Origin of the sequence: Streptomyces niveiscabiei, assembly GCF_001419795.1 — a bacterium.
GTDB classification, from domain to species: domain Bacteria; phylum Actinomycetota; class Actinomycetes; order Streptomycetales; family Streptomycetaceae; genus Streptomyces; species Streptomyces niveiscabiei.
The window spans coordinates 1-15339 of record NZ_LIRL01000646.1 but is presented as its reverse complement, the minus strand read 5'-3'; the positions used below and the strand labels follow the sequence as shown (position 1 = coordinate 15339).

Sequence of the window (15339 nt, the reverse complement as noted above, 5' to 3'; positions counted from 1 at the left end):
CCCCCGACCTCCCCGACAACATCGCGGCCTGGCTGTCCAGTTGGCCGACGCCGTTCCCCTCGTACCAGTCCGCAGTCACCTTCTTCGGCCACAAAGCCTGGGCGGACAGCCTGACTTGGCACCCCGACGGCACAGGCCACCCCCGCATATCCCCCCAAGCGATGCTCGCCGCAGCCCAAGAACTCACCACCCGCGACCATTGGCCCGAATGGTCCCAACTCCCCTGCCCCACCCTCGTCGTTCGAGGCGCCCACGGCACCATGCCCCCCTCCGAACCCCTCGACATGCAGACCCGCCGCCCCGACATCACCCACCTGACAACCATCCCCGACGCCGGCCACGACGTGCACCTGGACCAGCCGGCCGAGCTGTACGGGGCGGTGTCGGCGTTCGTCACACCGAGCCGGGGCGCTTGAAGGCGGCCTGGACGATGTCGGTGAGAAGGGCCGCGCAGGTGCCGTCCGGATCCAGATCCGGGTCGTAGATCGTGAGGTTGAAGCCGACGCAGCGTTCCGACTGCACCAGCGTCCGCAGCAGTGGGGTCAGTTCGCCGGGAAGGAGACCGTCGGGGTCGGGGCTGTCGACGGCTGGCATGACGGACGGGTCCAGTACATCGGCGTCCAGATGCACCCAGAATCCGTCAGTGACCGGCACTTCAAGGGTCTGCACGACCGCGCCCGCGATGTCCTCGGCTCCCCACTCCCGGATCTCGCCGACCGTCGCGTTCGAGATCTTCAGCTCTGTGAGCTCGGCCCGCTCTTCGTCGTAGTCCCGGATGCCGAAGACCCGCACATCCTCGTCCCTGACATACGGCCGCAGCCCTTCGAGATCCGCTAGATCCGCCTGGCCGCGCCCGGTAGCGATGGCCAGTTCCTCGCCGCCCGCCGCACCGATACGGCCGGAGTTCCCGGCATGCCGGAAGTCCGCGGAACCGTCGATGACCGCGAGCCCGTACCGCCCGATACGCCGCAGAGCGAGCGAGGCCCCGAGCTGGATGGAACAGTCCCCGCCCAGCACGATCGGGAAGTCGCCGGCGCGGACGTGGTGTTCGATGCGGTTGGCGAGCTTACGCGTATACCCGGCGATCGCCTCGGCGTTGAACACGCCGTCACCCTCTTGCCAGTCACCCCGGTCATAACGAGGCGGAACGACAACCCCACCCTCGTACGCCCCGAGCCGCTGCACCAACCGCTGCTCGCGCAGGGCTCCCGCCAGTTTGTAGCAGCCGGGCACGGTGCCTTCGGAGGGCGGGCGGAGACCGAGGTTGGAGGGGGCGTCGATGACCACGAGACGGCGCATCCGGCCATTGTGTCCACACGCGGTGCCGCGTGTCACGGCGATCCGCAGCGGCGCCGCGTCGCCGACGCCGGTTCTCGCAAGGAGAGTTGGGAAAGCGTGGCGTGGACCTCAGGACTTGGCGCTGCCGGCACGTGTTCTCAGCGCGGCCCGCAGTATCGCGCCGGCGTCATCCGTCGCACCCTCGTCATGCAGTCCCACGGCCACCGCCATAACGTCCTGCTTCTCCTGATCCCTGCCGTACACATGGATCAGGTCGTCCGCGAGCCGGTCCCCTCCGGGATGCAGTCGCAGCTCCACGACGACTTGCGCGGTCTCGGCCGGGGTCAGTACCTCCGCTGTGCTCTGCCGGATCAGGGTGAACGCGTGCCCTTCGTGCCCGGTGCTGTTCAGCTCCGCCGCCTGTGCCGCTACCTGCCGTGCCGCCGACGAGTCCTTCGCGCTCTGTTGCCGGTCCCTTGGCGGGCGGGGGACCGGCAACAGAGCGCGGGTTTCCGCCGCCGTCAAACGCTCTCGCAGGCCGGCCTGCTCGGCCTTCAGGTCGGCTACCGCCGCTTGCAGCCTTGCGGCTTCCCTGCGGGCCGACCTCAAACGCATCGCGTCCTGCCGCCGACGCCGCTCGTGGTCAGCGCACTTCGCGCAAGCGGCGTCGGGCTGGCCGCCCGTCTTCGCGCAGGACCCGCACCCCCTCCGTTCGCTCAGGGCGCTGGCGTGGAGGTCAAGGAGCGACTCCAAGGTGATGCCAACGGACTGCCCGCTGGCGGCGGTATCGGAGCAAGCCGCCGCATATAGGCGCTTAACGAATTCCTGGGACGGAATCCTCGGGGTGTTCAGGTATCGCGACAGAGAATCCGCAGAACACTCCAGTCGACCGGCGACCTCCCCTTGAAGGGGCGGGATATCTCCCGGTTCGTCAGGGTCTGTGGACCTCAGTAGACGGCACAGCGCCCGGAGGGCGAGCGCGAGCTGCCGTTTCTGCGGTGGTACGTCGTCAGAGAACCCCTTCTCGGGGTCCAGCCAGACGCGCGTGACTGGGCCGCTTCCCGTGGATGACATGCGACTGCACCCTCCTGGCGGTCAGGCCGCCCTGCTTCCCGCCGCCTCAAGTCCGGCCTGTGATTCAGCAATTGTGCCTCACGGGCGCGGTCGGCATGCCTGTGTTTCCCCGGCGCCTCCGGCTTGCTCGGGTAAAGCAATTACGGCGCTGTAATTGCTTTACCCGAGCAAGCCGGAAAGGGCTGGACTTCAGCCCGGACTGTGATGTCAGACTTGAGGAGCCGCAAGGGAGCAGGGGGTCTCGGAGTCCATATGCCGTGCACGGTCAGTCGTGTTGGCGGCACTCTCCGAAGTAATAGGCGTGCCATTGGCACGAGTTCAGGAGGCGCTCATGGGAAACGTTCCGTCCTACCAGGACAAGCAGTTCGGCAGCATGGTGCGGGCCGCGCTGTGGCTGGTCACCGTTGTAGGTGAGGGGAACATCTTCACCAAGGCCCAGCTCCGCGAGGCGTTCCCGGACGTCGCGCAGATCGACCGCAGGCTGCGGGATCTGCGGGACCACGGCTGGCGGATCGACACGAGCCGCGACGACCCCTCCCTGCTCCAGCAGGAGCAGCGGTTCGTGACCAGGGGCGCCGACGTCTGGATCCCCGGCAAGTCGAAGGCGCCGAAGCACAAGGCCAGCTTGACCGCCGCTCAGCGTTCGAAGGTTCTCCAGGACGACAACCACCTGTGCCGCTCGTGCGGCGTGGGTGCCGGCGAGACGTACGAGGAGGGCGGCATCGAGCTGTCGAAGCTCAACGTCTCCCGGCGTAAGGTGCTTCACTCCGACGGGTCCGAGGAGTTCCAGCTCGTCACCGAGTGCAAGAAGTGCGGGACGGGCGGCGGAGCTGACCGCGAGGTCGACCTCGGGGCTTTCCTGGAGCTCGTGGAGAACCTCTCCCCGATGGAGCGGCGTCTCTTCGCCAAGTGGATGGACGCCGACCAGCGTTCGTTCAGCCCGATCGAGAAGACCTGGGGGATCTACCGGACGCTCCCCCAGGAGTCGCGTGACGCGGTGGCGCGGGCCATCGACGACATGGACGCCTGATTTTTCAGGACCGGCAACGGAAATCGGCAGGACCGGCGACAGAAAGGTAAGGGGCAAACCATGGTGCGGGACTTCCCGCCGCCGCCGCGCGCGGAGTACTTCAGCGACCTGATCAAGAAGCGGCTGGAGGAGGTGAGGGCTTCCGGAGGCACCCGCGAGACGGTCACGGTCGACTGGAACGGGCAGCAGATCCACGTCGACGTGGTCGACTTGCCACTGGCTGACCTCTACCTCAACCCGGGCACGCACCGCATCCGCGCCCAGCGCAGTCACAAGCCTGACCAGGACCGGAACCTGGACCAGGACCCCTTCGGAGCCGCCGGCCAGGAGTACTTGACCGCCCTGCTCAAGGCCCAGCCGTCGAATCCGGAGTTGAGGGACCCCGACTTCGACAAGCTCATGGAGGATCTGAAGCAGTTCGGTCAGAACGACCCCGGACTGGTTACCCACCACGGCGTGCTGGTCAACGGCAATACCCGTGCCGTTGCCCTGAGGGATCTCGGCAAGCAGTCGATGCGGGTGGGTGTGCTCCCCGCGTCGTTCACCCAGGCCGACATCGACGCTGTCGAACTGGCTCTCCAGCTCCGTCAGGACCAGCGGCGTGACTACTCGTACATCAACCGTCTGCTCGCCATGGAGGAGCAGGCGGCGCTGGGCCGTACGCCTGAGCAGATCGCCAAGGACTTCCGGATCAGGACGGCGACGTACCACCAGGAGCGGTGGATCCTCAGCGTCATCAAGGAGCTGAACGAGCGCAGCGCGGGCGGCGGGGGAGTCGCGCTGCGGCTGGTCGACTGGGAGGGCGCGCAGGAGCGGCTGAAGGAGCTCCAGCGGCTCTACGTGAAGCTGGAGACCCTCGACCGGGACCAGGCCGAGATCCTTAAGGAGCGGCGTCTGGCGGCGATTCTGCTCGGCTTCTCGAAGACGGACATCCGTCACATCGACGAGGCGTTCCTCAAGGAGGAGTATCTGGAGAAGGAGTTGCCGGTGGAGCTGGCTGACAGCGGTACGGCCGCGCAGCCCGCGTCGGTGTCCATTCCTGGGCTCGGCCTCGACGTGCCGGCGGCCTCGTCGGCGGTGTCTGCGGCCCGCGCTCTGAACGACTGCATCCTCCGGGCGGCGGCCACGGTACGCAACACCACGGCGAGCGTGCCCGACAGCGAGAAGGCGTCAGCCCAGTCGGTGATCGACCAGGCCAAGGGCGCCTTCGACCAGGCGATCGAGAGCGCCGGCCGTCAGGCCCGGCTGCGCAAGCGCAAGCAGCTCGCGCCCGCCCGCCTCGCGGACGCCTGCGCCAGCATCGACCAGTGCGTCATCGAACTGGTCCAGGCCCGCACCTCCAATAGCCTGGACGAGGAAGCCTTCGACGAGGCCGTCCTCAAGCTCCAGACCAGCCTGCGCAAGCTCGCCCAGCAGGCCGGACGCGGCATCCCCAACCCCGGCGACGGCGTCTCCTGGCTGATCGCCGCCGCCACGGCGGAGGGCAACCGGTGACGGAAACGTCTCTGCACCTGGGGTTCGACGACACGCGCACCCGTGTGGTCCTGCGGACCACCGAGCAGTACCGCCAGGACCTCGTCCAGCTGGCCGCCCGGTTCCGTACCGGCGGCCAGCTGGGCCCGCTCTCCGCCTCGGTCGCGCTCGACGAACTCCTCGCGGACCTGAGCGTCCTCAGTGGCTGGCCTGACCACGCCGGTGTGGAGTGGGCGCCGGAACTGCGCAACCTCGTATCCGGCGTGGTCAAGGACTCCAGGCTGGTCGAGGAACGGCTGGCCGGCTCCGGAACCGCACCCTCGGAGGTCGTCGCCGACGAGGTGCTGAGCCTGCTCGGGGACGCCTGGGAGGCCGACCTCAACACCTTCCAGCGCCGGGACATCGCCAAGCTGCTCTCCCTTGGGCACGGCGCGAACTTCAGCGTGCCCGGGGCCGGCAAGACACGCGTGGCGCTCGCCGTGTACGCCGCACAGCGGGCCCGGGGGAACGCCACCAGGCTGCTGGTCGTCTGCCCCAAGTCGGCGTACGAGTCCTGGCGTTACGAGACCGCCGTCTGCTTCGGCTACCCGCTGCGCACCCACGTCCTGGACGGCTCGCTGGACGAATGGGCGGAGGTGCTCATCGTCAACTACGAGCGCCTGGACCGGTCGCTGCCCCTGCTCGCGAACTGGCTCAAGTCCGCGCCCTCGATGATCATCCTTGACGAGGCGCACCGCATGAAGCTGGGTGCGCGGGGGACGTACGGCGCCGCGTGCATGGCGCTCGGCCCGCTCGCGGAACGCCGCCTGATCCTTACGGGAACGCCGGCCCCGAACGGCGCCAAAGACCTGGAGAACCTGCTCGGCTTCGTCTGGCCGGGCCACGGCCAGCGCACCGTGACCCGCGCGGTGGCCGGCGGCGACCTCGCCTACGCGAGCACGGTCCTGAGGCCGCTGTTCACCCGTACGACCAAGCAGGAACTCGGCCTCCCGCCGATGACCCTGCGGATGCGCTACGTCGATATGCCCGCCCTGCACGCCGAGATCTACAGCTCCCTGGTCGGCGGCATGGCCGCCGGCACCGCCCGGGAGGACCTCAGCGCGCTCGGCAAGACGGCGCTGCGCCTGCTGATGGCGGCGACCAGTCCGGCGCTGTTGCTGGAGGGCGCCACCAAGTACGAACCGCTGGCCTATCAGCTGCCCCCGCTGGAGATCCCGCCGGGCAGCTCCCTGTACTCGCTGGTGCAGAACCTTCCCGACTACGAGCTGTCGCCCAAGTACAAGGAGGCGCTGGCGATCGTCGCGGAGAACGCCGCGCGGGGCCGCAAGACGCTGGTCTGGACGACCTTCGTACGCAGCCTGACGACACTGGCGCAGATGCTGGAGAAGTACAGCCCGGCCGTCGTGTACGGCGGTACGCCTGACCGGGAGGAGCAGCTCCGCCGCTTCCGGGAGGACCCCAGCTGCATGGTCCTGATCTCCAACCCCGCGACGCTGGGGGAGGGAATCAGCCTCCACCACGTCTGCCACGACGCCGTTTACGTGGACCGTGACTTCATGGCCGGCCGCTACCTCCAGAGCCTTGACCGTATCCACCGCCTGGGCCTTGCCCCTGATACCGAGACGAGGGTCACGGTGCTGGCGGCGCGCGAGACGATCGACGAGGTGGTCGAGGTGCGGATGGACCAGAAGCTGGAGTTCATGGGACGGATCCTGGACGATCCGACGGTTCAGCAGCTCGCTGACCTGGAGGAAGAGCCATCCGTGGCGGCGGGGCTCGCGCCCAGCGATATTGAGGCGCTGTTGCGGCACATTAGGGGCTGATGGGGTTAACGCTGTGCTTTCCGGCACCAGGGCGGGCGCTGGCCGCGCTTGCCCTGGCCCCGTTGGGTTCCCGGTGTGACAGGTGGGAGACTCATGGTGCCGTGAGTGTTTAAGAGTCGGCAGGGCATGTGCTCTGGAACACTTGGGGCCGGTTTTGAGTCACTCCCGGAAGGAACCCTATGAGCGGCCGCGAGCGCCCGCAGTTCACCTCGCCACTGACCTCGTTGGAGATCTGTGCGGGGGCGGGCGGACAAGCTGTCGGTCTGCACAGCGCGGGGTTCGATCACCTGGGGCTCGTGGAGTGGGACCCGAGCGCGGTGAAGACCCTCCAGGCGAATGTGAGCGGCTGGCCGGGGTGGGATGAGGCGAGGGCTCTCGGCCTTGAGCCTATGGACGTGAAGGAATTCCTTGATTCCGACGTGCGCCGCGATCTCCCAGTCGGCCCCAAGGAGCTGGATCTGCTGGCCGGAGGTGTTCCTTGCCCGCCATTCTCGCTTGCGGGAAAGCAGCTAGGCCAGGATGATGAGCGTGATCTGTTTCCGGATGCTCTCAAGATTATTCGTGATCTCCTGCCGAGAGCGGTCATGATTGAGAATGTCCGGGGAATTCTGGAACCCCCAGAGGTTTTCATCGACTACCGCAGGCAGATCCTCAATGAACTGGGGGAACTCGGCTATGCGGTTCCCGAGGTCAAAGATTACTGGACGGCTGCCGAGCAGGACCGGGCCATGCGGAAGGTCTGGCGCCGGATTGACGCGAGTAACTTTGGTGTCCCTCAGCTTCGGCCGCGCGCAATCCTGGTCGTGATCCATAAGGATGCGCTTGGATCGAATCAATTCGTCTGGCCGGTCAAGGCATTGGGGAAGCAGGCGACGGTAGTCGATGAGCTTTCCGCCAGCATGGAGGCGCGCTGCCGGAAGTTCTGGACGAAGAACGTGTTCGGCGAGCGAGCTAAGCCCGGGGAGCGTACGGGCAAGCAGGTCTACCAGGAATGGCTGCGGAAGGCTTCTGAGGCGGCAGCTCAAGGCAAGGGGGCCGCTCCGACGCTGGTCGGCGGCTCGAAGAAGCACGGTGGAGCGGATCTTGGGCCTACCCGGGCCAAGCGTGCCTGGGAGGTTCTCGGTGTGGATGGGATGGGGGTTGCCAACGAACCCGAGAAATGCGATCCCGAGCGCGACCTTTTCCGCCCCGCTGGCCCCATGCTGACGGTTGAGCAGGCCGCTATTATTCAGGGATTTCCGGCGGACTGGAAATTCCAGGGAAAGAAGACGGCTCAGTACCGGCAGGTCGGAAACGCGTTTCCCCCGCCGGTCGCTGAAGCGGTAGGCCGGGCGATCGCCGCGGTGCTCCGGCCGGAGAGCCGCAGCGAACTCCTCAAGGGCTACGAGCTGGACCTTGACGGCTCTGCTGCGGAGACCGAGACACCGGAGCAAATGGAATTTCCGGTGAAGGTCTCAGCCGGGCCGCGTATCAATACCGCGCCGCCGCCGGTTAACCGCCGCGGCAATCTGGTCCGCACAGGAAACTGATGGCTCGTGCTCCCAGAAACGGAGCACGAGCCACCCGGCTTCTTCGAGCCGCTGGTCGGTGTCACGGTCCCGCTTGACGTTACGCAGGACTTTCTCCGACCAATATCCTGAATTGGTCTTCGGTGGAACGTAGTGCTCAGGGCAGCCATGCCAGTAGCAGCCGTCAACGAAGACGGCGACTTTCGCCGGGCGGAACACCATATCGGCGGTCCGGCGGAGATCCGGCAGGGGACGGGCAGCCACGCGGTACCGCAGTCCCTGGGCGTGCACGAGCCGGCGGATCAGCCGCTCCGGCTTCGTGTCACGGCTGCGGATCGCCTGCATGTTGCGACGCCGGGCTGCGGAGGAAGCCCAGGATCCCTCCGGAGCTTCCCACTGCGGTTCATCGGGCACGTCCAGAGCCTAGTCCCCGGCAGGCCACCGTCACTCCGTCCCGTGGCACTCCCCATAGACAACCCCCGACCCGCACCAGCACTCTGCCCCCCGCTGCGGCGGCCACGCCACCGCTCGCCCCCGTGCCGCGAGCGTCGTCGCGTACTGCGGCAGGAGGGTCGGGTCGGACGGGGACGTGCCCTCGGACGCGGCGAAGGCTTCGTAGGAGGGGACCGTGCCCGTGACGATGCCCAGGTTGGGGGTGCCGGAGGCGGCGAGTTCGCGGAGGGAGGACTCTATGGTCGCCAAGTGGGCTTCGTGGGAGGGGTATTCGGCCGCGAGGGACGGGTACGCCGTGAGGAGTTCGGTCAGTTCCGCGGCCGGCCAGTGGAGGATCGCCACCGGGAACGGGCGGGACAACGCCTCGCGGTAGGCGCCGAGTTCGGCGCGGAGGCGGGAGATCTCGGCGGCGAGTTCGGCGGGATTCTCCGAGCCCAACGACCAGACGCGCTTGGGGTCGTGGAGTTCGTCGAGGGAGACCGGCGAGGTGTGGAGGGTGTCCGCGAGCTGGTCCCAGTCGTCGTGGGCCGCGCCCAGCATGCGGCGTACCCGGTGGCGTCCGAAGAGCAACGGGTGCGTGGAGTACGGGGGTTCGGCGCCGTCCGGCAGGAGGAGGCGGGCGCCGTCGGTGAACGTCGCCTCCGCGTCCTCCAGTTCGTCGTGGGCCTCCAGCGCCTCCGCGACGATCACCCAGGGCGCCGGGTCGCGCGGGGCGGACGCGCGGATGCCGTCGATGATCGCGCGGGCCTCGGCCTCGTGGCCGTACTCCCAGAGGTTGGCGGCCTTGAGGGCGCGGGTGAGGTGCGGGGCGTCCAAGGAGTCCGGGGTCGCCAGCAGGCGGTCGTACAGAGCGGTTGCCGCGGGGCGGTCGCCGGCCAGTTCCAGGTGGGCCGCCGCCCGCAGCAGGAGCGGTTCCGCGTCCTCCGGGTGGAGGGCCACGGTGCGTTCCAGGCGGGCGGCTTCGGCGGTGTGGTCGACGTTCTCGGCGGGCGTGTCGGGGCGCATGGACGACACGGTACTGCCCGCCGGTGACAAAGGTGAGGTATCCGCAGGCCGGGGTGGGTCCGTACCCCGGCTCACGGCAGTACCCCATACCCGGGTACGGCAGTACCCCATACCCAGGTACAGCGGAGCGCGTCATACCTGCGGGGTATGGGGGCGCGCCCCGCGCCCCGTCCCTCTCAGGTACCCCCTACACGACCACCCCGTCGATCTGGAGCGTCTGCACCGACTTCGCCGCGAACGGCACCGCGACCGTCTTGCCGGACACCCGGATGTCCGAGCGGGCCGTGTAGAGGTCGCCGCCGCCGGTCGTGAGCGTGCTCCAGCGCGGTACGACACCCCCCGAACCCCCGGAGACGGTGGTGAACCGGGAGAGGTCGAAGGTCAGGGTCTGCGCCGACGTCGCCGTGTTCGCCGCGACGATCACCAGGCGGTTCGCCGACCGGTCGAGCGCCGCCACCGCGTAGCTCACGCCCGTGTCGAGGATCGTCATACCCGGCCGGATGTGCCGGCTGAACTGGGCCATCACGTAGTACTTCGTCTGTACGGCACCGGGCGTGAGCGTCGCGGCGTCGTACGCGATCATCGCCCAGTTCGACGAGGGGTCCATGACCTGCCAGTACACCCACGCCGTCGGGTGCAGCCAGCGGAAGTCGGAGAGGAGGTTGCTGGCCATGGACATGCCGGTGCCGTCGTTGTCGCCGGTCTCGGAGTTCCACAGCTTCTTGCCGGACGTCGTCACGACGTCCGTGTAGAGCAGGTCCCTCCGCCCGCCGGACCCCTGATATCCGTGCACGTTGACCTGGTTGACGTACCCCTTGGTCGTCGACGAGAACGCGTTCCACGTGCTGCGCGCCGTGTCGTAGTTGGTCTCGTCGCTCGCCGAGATCCGTACGCCGGCCAGGCCCCGCTTGTCCAACTCGCTGCGCATGTAGGGGAGTACGGCCGCCTGAACGGTCGCGTCCATGTGGCAGCCCTCCTGCGTGCCGGTCGCCGTCCACCAGGACGACGCGGGCTCGTTGAAGGGGTCGACCGTCGCGAAGTTCACGCCCCAGTTGTTCCTGGCGTACAGGGCGACCGCCGCGAGATGGGAGGCGTGCTGGCGGTAGTTCCACGTCGTGAGGTTGTTGCCGCCGCCGGTCGCGCCGGACGGGTTGTGGTTCGAACACATCCACCACATGGGGGAGTTGGCGAACAGCTCGGTCGTCGCGCCGCGCGCGACCGCCTTCTGGAGCATGGCGCGCTGCTTGGCGTCCGCCGTCCACTTCCACGCCGAGGAGGTGGGGTCCTCGTTGTTCCAGTCCTGCCAGTAGCCCTCGATCTGCTTGAACGCGGGGATGTTGGGCGAGGCCACCATCGACTCGCCGTTCACCGAGTTCGAGCTGCACGCGCCCAGGTTGTAGCGCGCGATGTTGAGGCCCAGGCCGGGCAGCGAAGTGCCGTTGTACGTCGTCGACTTGGTGGTGAAGAAGATGTCGGCGAAGTCGTCCCGGGCGCCGAAGACGTTCGCCCACCAGGCCAGGGACGTGCCCCAGCCCTCCCAAGTGCCGTACGTGGAGCCGGGGTTGACGGAAATCGTCGCGTCGGCGTGGGCCGTGCCGGTGGCCAGGGCGGTGCCGAGGAACGCGCCGCCGCCGGCCGCGAGCAGTGTCCTGCGTCGGATCATGGCTACTCCGGTTCGATCGTCGTCGATCGACGGTTGTGGGGAGGGTCCGGTCGTCCGCCGGCCCCGTGGGGGTGCGACAGGAAGCATCAGGGGTGCCGTGCCGTGTTGTCGAGACATGCGACAGCCCTTTCACAAACCGATGGAAGAAGGGTTCGACCGGACGAACGCGACGCCGTGAATGGGCAGGTCTGGAGAGTTTGGTCCCCATCGCTTATGGTCCCCGCACCCCGGATCGGGGCCTGACGTGGCGGAGGTGGTCCCGCGTGCCGAATCCCGTCGTCCAGCACGTCGTGCAGCACCGCGTCCTGCGCCGGCGCGCCCGGCGCCGGAGGTTCCTGTGGACCGGCGCCGAACTCCTCGTCACGGCAGGGGTGTTGGGTCTGCTGCTCGTGGTCCACCAGCTCTGGTGGACCAACCAGGAGGCCAGGCAGGGCGCCGAGCGCCAGGTCCGGGCGCTGGAGCGGCAGTGGGGGAGCGGGCGGGAGCCGTCCCCGGGCGACTCCTCCGAGGAGGGCCCCGCCGCCGGCTCCGACCGCGGGTCCGGTTCCGCCGGGGGACGTCCGGGCCGGTCCTCCGGAGGTACTACCCCCCGGCACTCCCAGGCGTACGCCGTCCTCGTCCTCCCCCGCCTCGGTGTCCGCGTCCCGATCGCCGAGGGCATCGACAAGCGGGGCGTCCTCGACAAGGGGTACGCCGGCCACTACCCCGGCACCCGACAGCCCGGCGCCCGGGGCAACTTCGCCCTCGCCGCCCACCGCAACACCCACGGCGAGCCCTTCCGGCACCTCGACCGGCTCCGGCGGGGTGACGCCGTACGGGTGGAGACCGCGTCCACCGTCTACACGTACGCCGTCGACCGCATCCTGCCGCAGACCTCGGCCCGTGACTCCGGAGTACTACGCCCCGTACCCCGCTCGATCGTGCATCCCGGGTACGGGTACGACATACCTGGGGCGTACGTCACGCTGACCACCTGCACCCCGGAGTACACGTCCCGGTACCGGCTGGTGGTGTGGGGGAAGCTGGTGTCCAGCGAGCGGCGGGGGTGAGCGAAAAAGATCGTCCGGGGCGGGAACCGCAGGGGGAGCCCGTTCGTCTTCAGGGCGCAGGCACCGATCAGGCTGCCTGGCCGAGTCCGGCCGGGCCGAGCGACAGAGGGGGAGTGAACGATGGAGCGATTGCAGAGCCGGTTCCCGGTACGCGCGTTCGCCTCCCTCCTCGTCCTCCTCGCCGGCACCGTCCTCCTCGACACCGGCCCCCTCTCCGCCACCCTCGCCGTGGCCGCCGCGATCGGCTCGGCGTTCGCCCTCTGCCGCCTCCTCGCCGCCCGCTGCGCACCCCCCGTCCCGGGCACGCGCATACGCACGGCGATCCGGGACAGGGCCCGCCGTACGGCCTTCCTGCCGCAACGTGACCCCGACGCCTCGGGCCGCTCCAGGCCCAGGGCCCCAGGGCTCGCCCTCCGGACGACCACCGCGTAGGGCACCCGCAGGTCACGGACCGGGCGGCGAGAGAAGCTCGGAGAAGCCCGCCCTCCTCCCCTGGGGCACGCCCCTGCCCGCGTGAGTCGTCATGCCGCCCCACCACTCCCGGCACGACGAGACCCCCGGAGGGCTCACCCACCATGTCCGTCCTCGCGTCCCTGGTCGAGCGGTTCGCCGCCCTGCTCGAACCCCTCTTCCACGCCTCCGCGGCAGCCGCCGCGATCATCCTGCTGACCGCCCTCGTCCGCCTCCTCGTCCACCCCTTGTCCCGGGCGTCGGCGCGCGGGCAGAAGGCGCGGAAGGCACTGCAACCGAAGATCGCCGAACTGAACAAGAAGCACGGCAAGGACCCGGAGCGCCTCCAGAAGGCGGTCCTGGAGCTGCACGCGAAGGAACAGGTGTCCCCGCTCGCGGGCTGCCTGCCGAGCCTGGTCCAACTCCCGGTGTTCTTCGTCCTGTTCCACCTCTTCTCCCGCCCGGCGATCGGCGGCGAGCCCAACGGCCTCCTCGAACACGAGCTGCTGGCCGCGCCGTTGGGGAAGCGGTGGACCGACGCGCTGGGCGACGGCGGCCTGTTCGGCCCGGCGGGCCTCGTCTACCTGGGCCTCTTCGCCCTCGTCGCGGTCGTCGCCTGGTTCGGGTACCGGCAGGGCCGGCGCACCCTGAGCGCGAGCGTGCCGGCAGCCCCGGGCAGCGAGGTCCCGGGCCTCGGCGCGGTCACCCGGGTGATGCCGTACCTGTCGTTCTTCACGCTGGTGAGCGTCGCCGTCGTCCCCCTGGCCGCCGCGCTGTACATCGTGACGAGCACGGCGTGGGGGACGGCGGAGAGGGCGCTGCTCCACAGGTGACGCACCCGCCGTCACGGCGGTCCAGCACGTGAACGGGGTATTGCGGACTGAACAGAGAGATCGGAGGATTCGAGCAGACATCGGAGGGCTGGGGTCACCGGAGACGTACCACCAGCGAGGGAGAGGTACTACGGCCATGAAGCTGCTGCGCGTCGGTACGGCGGGGGCGGAACGCCCCGCGGCGCTGGATACCGCTGGAGTACTACGGGACCTCTCCGGACTCGTGGACGACATCGACGGCGCCCTCCTCGCGGACGGGGCGGCCCTGGCGCGGGTCCGGGACGCCGTCGCCGGCGGTGGACTGCCCGTGATCGACGCGGACGCGGAACGCGTGGGGGCGCCGGTCGGCCGGATCGGGAAGATCGTGTGCATCGGCCTCAATTACCACGACCACGCCCGGGAGACCGGCGCCGAGCCGCCCGCGGAACCGGTGGTCTTCTTCAAGGCCGCCGACACGATCGTGGGCCCCTATGACACGGTTCTCGTGCCGCGCGGTTCCGTGAAGACGGACTGGGAAGTCGAATTGGCGGTCGTCATCGGCCGTACCGCCCGCTATCTGGAATCCGCCGAGGAAGGGCTCGCGCATGTCGGCGGTTACGCGGTGGCGCACGACGTGTCGGAACGTGAATTCCAGATCGAACGGGGCGGCACCTGGGACAAGGGAAAGAACTGCGAGACGTTCAACCCGCTCGGACCCTGGCTGGTGACCTCCGACGAGATTCCCGACCCGCAGAACCTCACGCTGAAACTCTGGGTCAACGGAGAACAGAAGCAGAACGGCACCACCGCCGAACAGATATTCCCGGTGGGCGAGGTCGTGCGCTATGTCAGCCAGTTCATGACGCTCTACCCCGGCGACGTCATCAATACCGGTACGCCCGCCGGGGTCGCGCTGGGAAGGCCCGAGCCCAAGCCCTATCTCCGGGCCGGTGACGTGGTGGAGCTGGAGATCGAAGGGCTCGGGCGGCAGCGGCAGGAATTCAAGGACGCCTGAGCCGTCAGTCCTTCCTGAGGAATTCCTCCAGCGCCTCGACCACGAGCCTGTGGTCCTCCAGCTGCGGAAGCCCCGACACCGTCACGGCCCCGATCACGCCCACTCCCTCCACGGTGACGGGGAAAGAACCGCCGTGCGCCGCGTACGTGTCGGGGTCGAGGCGGGACGATTCCTCGAAAGTCGTCCCCTTCGCCCTGAATTCCGCGCCCACCAGATAGGAAGCGGAACCGTACCGCTCCACGACCCGGCGTTTCCGGGCGATCCAGACGTCGTTGTCGGGGGACGAGCCGGGCAGCGCGGCATGGAAGAGCTGCTGTCCGGCGCGGTGGATGTCGATCGCCACGGGAGCCTCGCGCTCACGGGCCAGTCCGACCAGGAGAGAACCCAGCGCCCAGGCGTCGTCGTAAGTGAATTGCCGGAATACCAGACGCCGTTCCTGGGATTTCAGCTCGTCGAGCGTGGGGGTGATTTCCAGGGCGGGGTTGTCGTTCACCATCACAGGTTCACCGTCGATCCGTCTCGTGCCGAACGGCGGGCCGCCTCCAGGACGTCGAGGGCGGTGGCCGCCTCGGTGGCGGGCACCGGGTTCGGGCCGCCGCCGGTCAGTGCCTCGGTCACCGCAGCGTAGTAGGCGGGGTAGTCCCCAGGTAGGGTCGGCACGGCCCGCCCGCCCCCGGTCGACGGCGAACTCGGTGACGTATGGCGG

Annotated in this window: 16 protein-coding genes; 9 read left to right on the top strand and 7 right to left on the bottom strand. The window is 68.7% G+C overall.

Features of this window, described 5'->3' with window-relative positions; translation table 11 throughout:
• Positions 1-416 (top strand): alpha/beta fold hydrolase (locus tag AOK24_RS29145; protein ID WP_159052022.1); only part of this gene is annotated, 416 nt, incomplete at its 5' end.
• Here AOK24_RS29145 and AOK24_RS29140 read toward each other — a convergent pair.
• Positions 394-1299 carry an arginase family protein gene (locus AOK24_RS29140; protein WP_055723030.1) on the bottom strand — a complete coding sequence of 302 codons (906 nt, stop codon included), beginning with the start codon at positions 1297-1299 and terminating at the stop codon, positions 394-396. The two genes, AOK24_RS29145 and AOK24_RS29140, sit on opposite strands and share 23 nt — an antisense overlap.
• Before the next feature lie 108 nt (positions 1300-1407).
• Positions 1408-2352 carry a hypothetical protein gene (locus AOK24_RS29135; RefSeq protein WP_055723029.1) on the bottom strand — a complete coding sequence of 315 codons (945 nt, stop codon included), beginning with the start codon at positions 2350-2352 and terminating at the stop codon, positions 1408-1410.
• A 331-nt stretch (positions 2353-2683) separates the two neighbouring features.
• On the opposite strand from AOK24_RS29135, the gene AOK24_RS29130 reads away from it, so the two are divergent.
• The 4 genes from AOK24_RS29130 to AOK24_RS29115 all read left to right on the top strand — a co-directional run bounded on the left by AOK24_RS29130 (position 2684) and on the right by AOK24_RS29115 (position 8207).
• On the top strand, positions 2684-3382 hold the full coding sequence (locus tag AOK24_RS29130) for a hypothetical protein (protein WP_055723028.1): 699 nt from the start codon (positions 2684-2686) through the stop codon (positions 3380-3382).
• Between the two features lie 60 nt (positions 3383-3442).
• Positions 3443-4876: a ParB N-terminal domain-containing protein gene (locus tag AOK24_RS29125; RefSeq protein WP_055723027.1), complete on the top strand. Its 1434-nt coding sequence runs from the start codon at positions 3443-3445 to the stop codon at positions 4874-4876.
• Positions 4873-6678 (top strand): DEAD/DEAH box helicase, encoded by a 1806-nt coding sequence (locus AOK24_RS29120; RefSeq protein ID WP_055723026.1) that lies wholly within the window; start codon positions 4873-4875, stop codon positions 6676-6678. Before AOK24_RS29125 ends, AOK24_RS29120 begins: the two co-directional genes overlap by 4 nt.
• A 179-nt stretch (positions 6679-6857) precedes the next feature.
• Positions 6858-8207 carry a DNA cytosine methyltransferase gene (locus AOK24_RS29115; protein WP_165854556.1) on the top strand — a complete coding sequence of 450 codons (1350 nt, stop codon included), beginning with the start codon at positions 6858-6860 and terminating at the stop codon, positions 8205-8207.
• Here AOK24_RS29115 and AOK24_RS46485 read toward each other — a convergent pair.
• The 3 genes from AOK24_RS46485 to AOK24_RS29105 form a co-directional block, all read right to left on the bottom strand.
• Positions 8133-8531, bottom strand: coding sequence for a very short patch repair endonuclease (locus AOK24_RS46485; RefSeq protein ID WP_240554181.1), 399 nt, complete (start codon positions 8529-8531; stop codon positions 8133-8135). The two genes, AOK24_RS29115 and AOK24_RS46485, sit on opposite strands and share 75 nt — an antisense overlap.
• Before the next feature lie 99 nt (positions 8532-8630).
• On the bottom strand, positions 8631-9644 hold the full coding sequence (locus AOK24_RS29110; RefSeq protein ID WP_055723025.1) for an SEC-C domain-containing protein: 1014 nt from the start codon (positions 9642-9644) through the stop codon (positions 8631-8633).
• Positions 9645-9831: 187 nt separating this feature from the next.
• Positions 9832-11307, bottom strand: a complete 1476-nt coding sequence (locus AOK24_RS29105) for a glycoside hydrolase (protein ID WP_055723024.1) — start codon at positions 11305-11307, stop codon at positions 9832-9834.
• 263 nt (positions 11308-11570) lie between these two features.
• On the opposite strand from AOK24_RS29105, the gene AOK24_RS29100 reads away from it, so the two are divergent.
• From AOK24_RS29100 to AOK24_RS29085, 4 genes are all read left to right on the top strand, one after another.
• The gene (locus AOK24_RS29100; protein WP_240554180.1) at positions 11571-12356 is read left to right on the top strand and encodes a class E sortase; all 786 of its coding nucleotides are present in this window, start codon (positions 11571-11573) and stop codon (positions 12354-12356) included.
• Between the two features lie 120 nt (positions 12357-12476).
• Complete coding sequence (locus AOK24_RS29095) at positions 12477-12788, top strand: DUF6412 domain-containing protein (protein WP_055723023.1); 312 nt, start codon at positions 12477-12479, stop codon at positions 12786-12788.
• 143 nt (positions 12789-12931) lie between these two features.
• On the top strand, positions 12932-13639 hold the full coding sequence (locus AOK24_RS29090; protein ID WP_055723022.1) for a YidC/Oxa1 family membrane protein insertase: 708 nt from the start codon (positions 12932-12934) through the stop codon (positions 13637-13639).
• 136 nt (positions 13640-13775) lie between these two features.
• On the top strand, positions 13776-14633 hold the full coding sequence (locus tag AOK24_RS29085) for a fumarylacetoacetate hydrolase family protein (RefSeq protein WP_055723021.1): 858 nt from the start codon (positions 13776-13778) through the stop codon (positions 14631-14633).
• A gap of 4 nt (positions 14634-14637) precedes the next feature.
• On the opposite strand, the gene AOK24_RS29080 is transcribed toward AOK24_RS29085, so the two are convergent.
• Positions 14638-15129, bottom strand: coding sequence for a heme-degrading domain-containing protein (locus AOK24_RS29080; RefSeq protein ID WP_055723020.1), 492 nt, complete (start codon positions 15127-15129; stop codon positions 14638-14640).
• The coding region (locus AOK24_RS46480; protein ID WP_240554179.1) for a Gfo/Idh/MocA family oxidoreductase at positions 15129-15339 on the bottom strand (211 nt) is incomplete at its 5' end. The genes AOK24_RS46480 and AOK24_RS29080, both read right to left, overlap by 1 nt.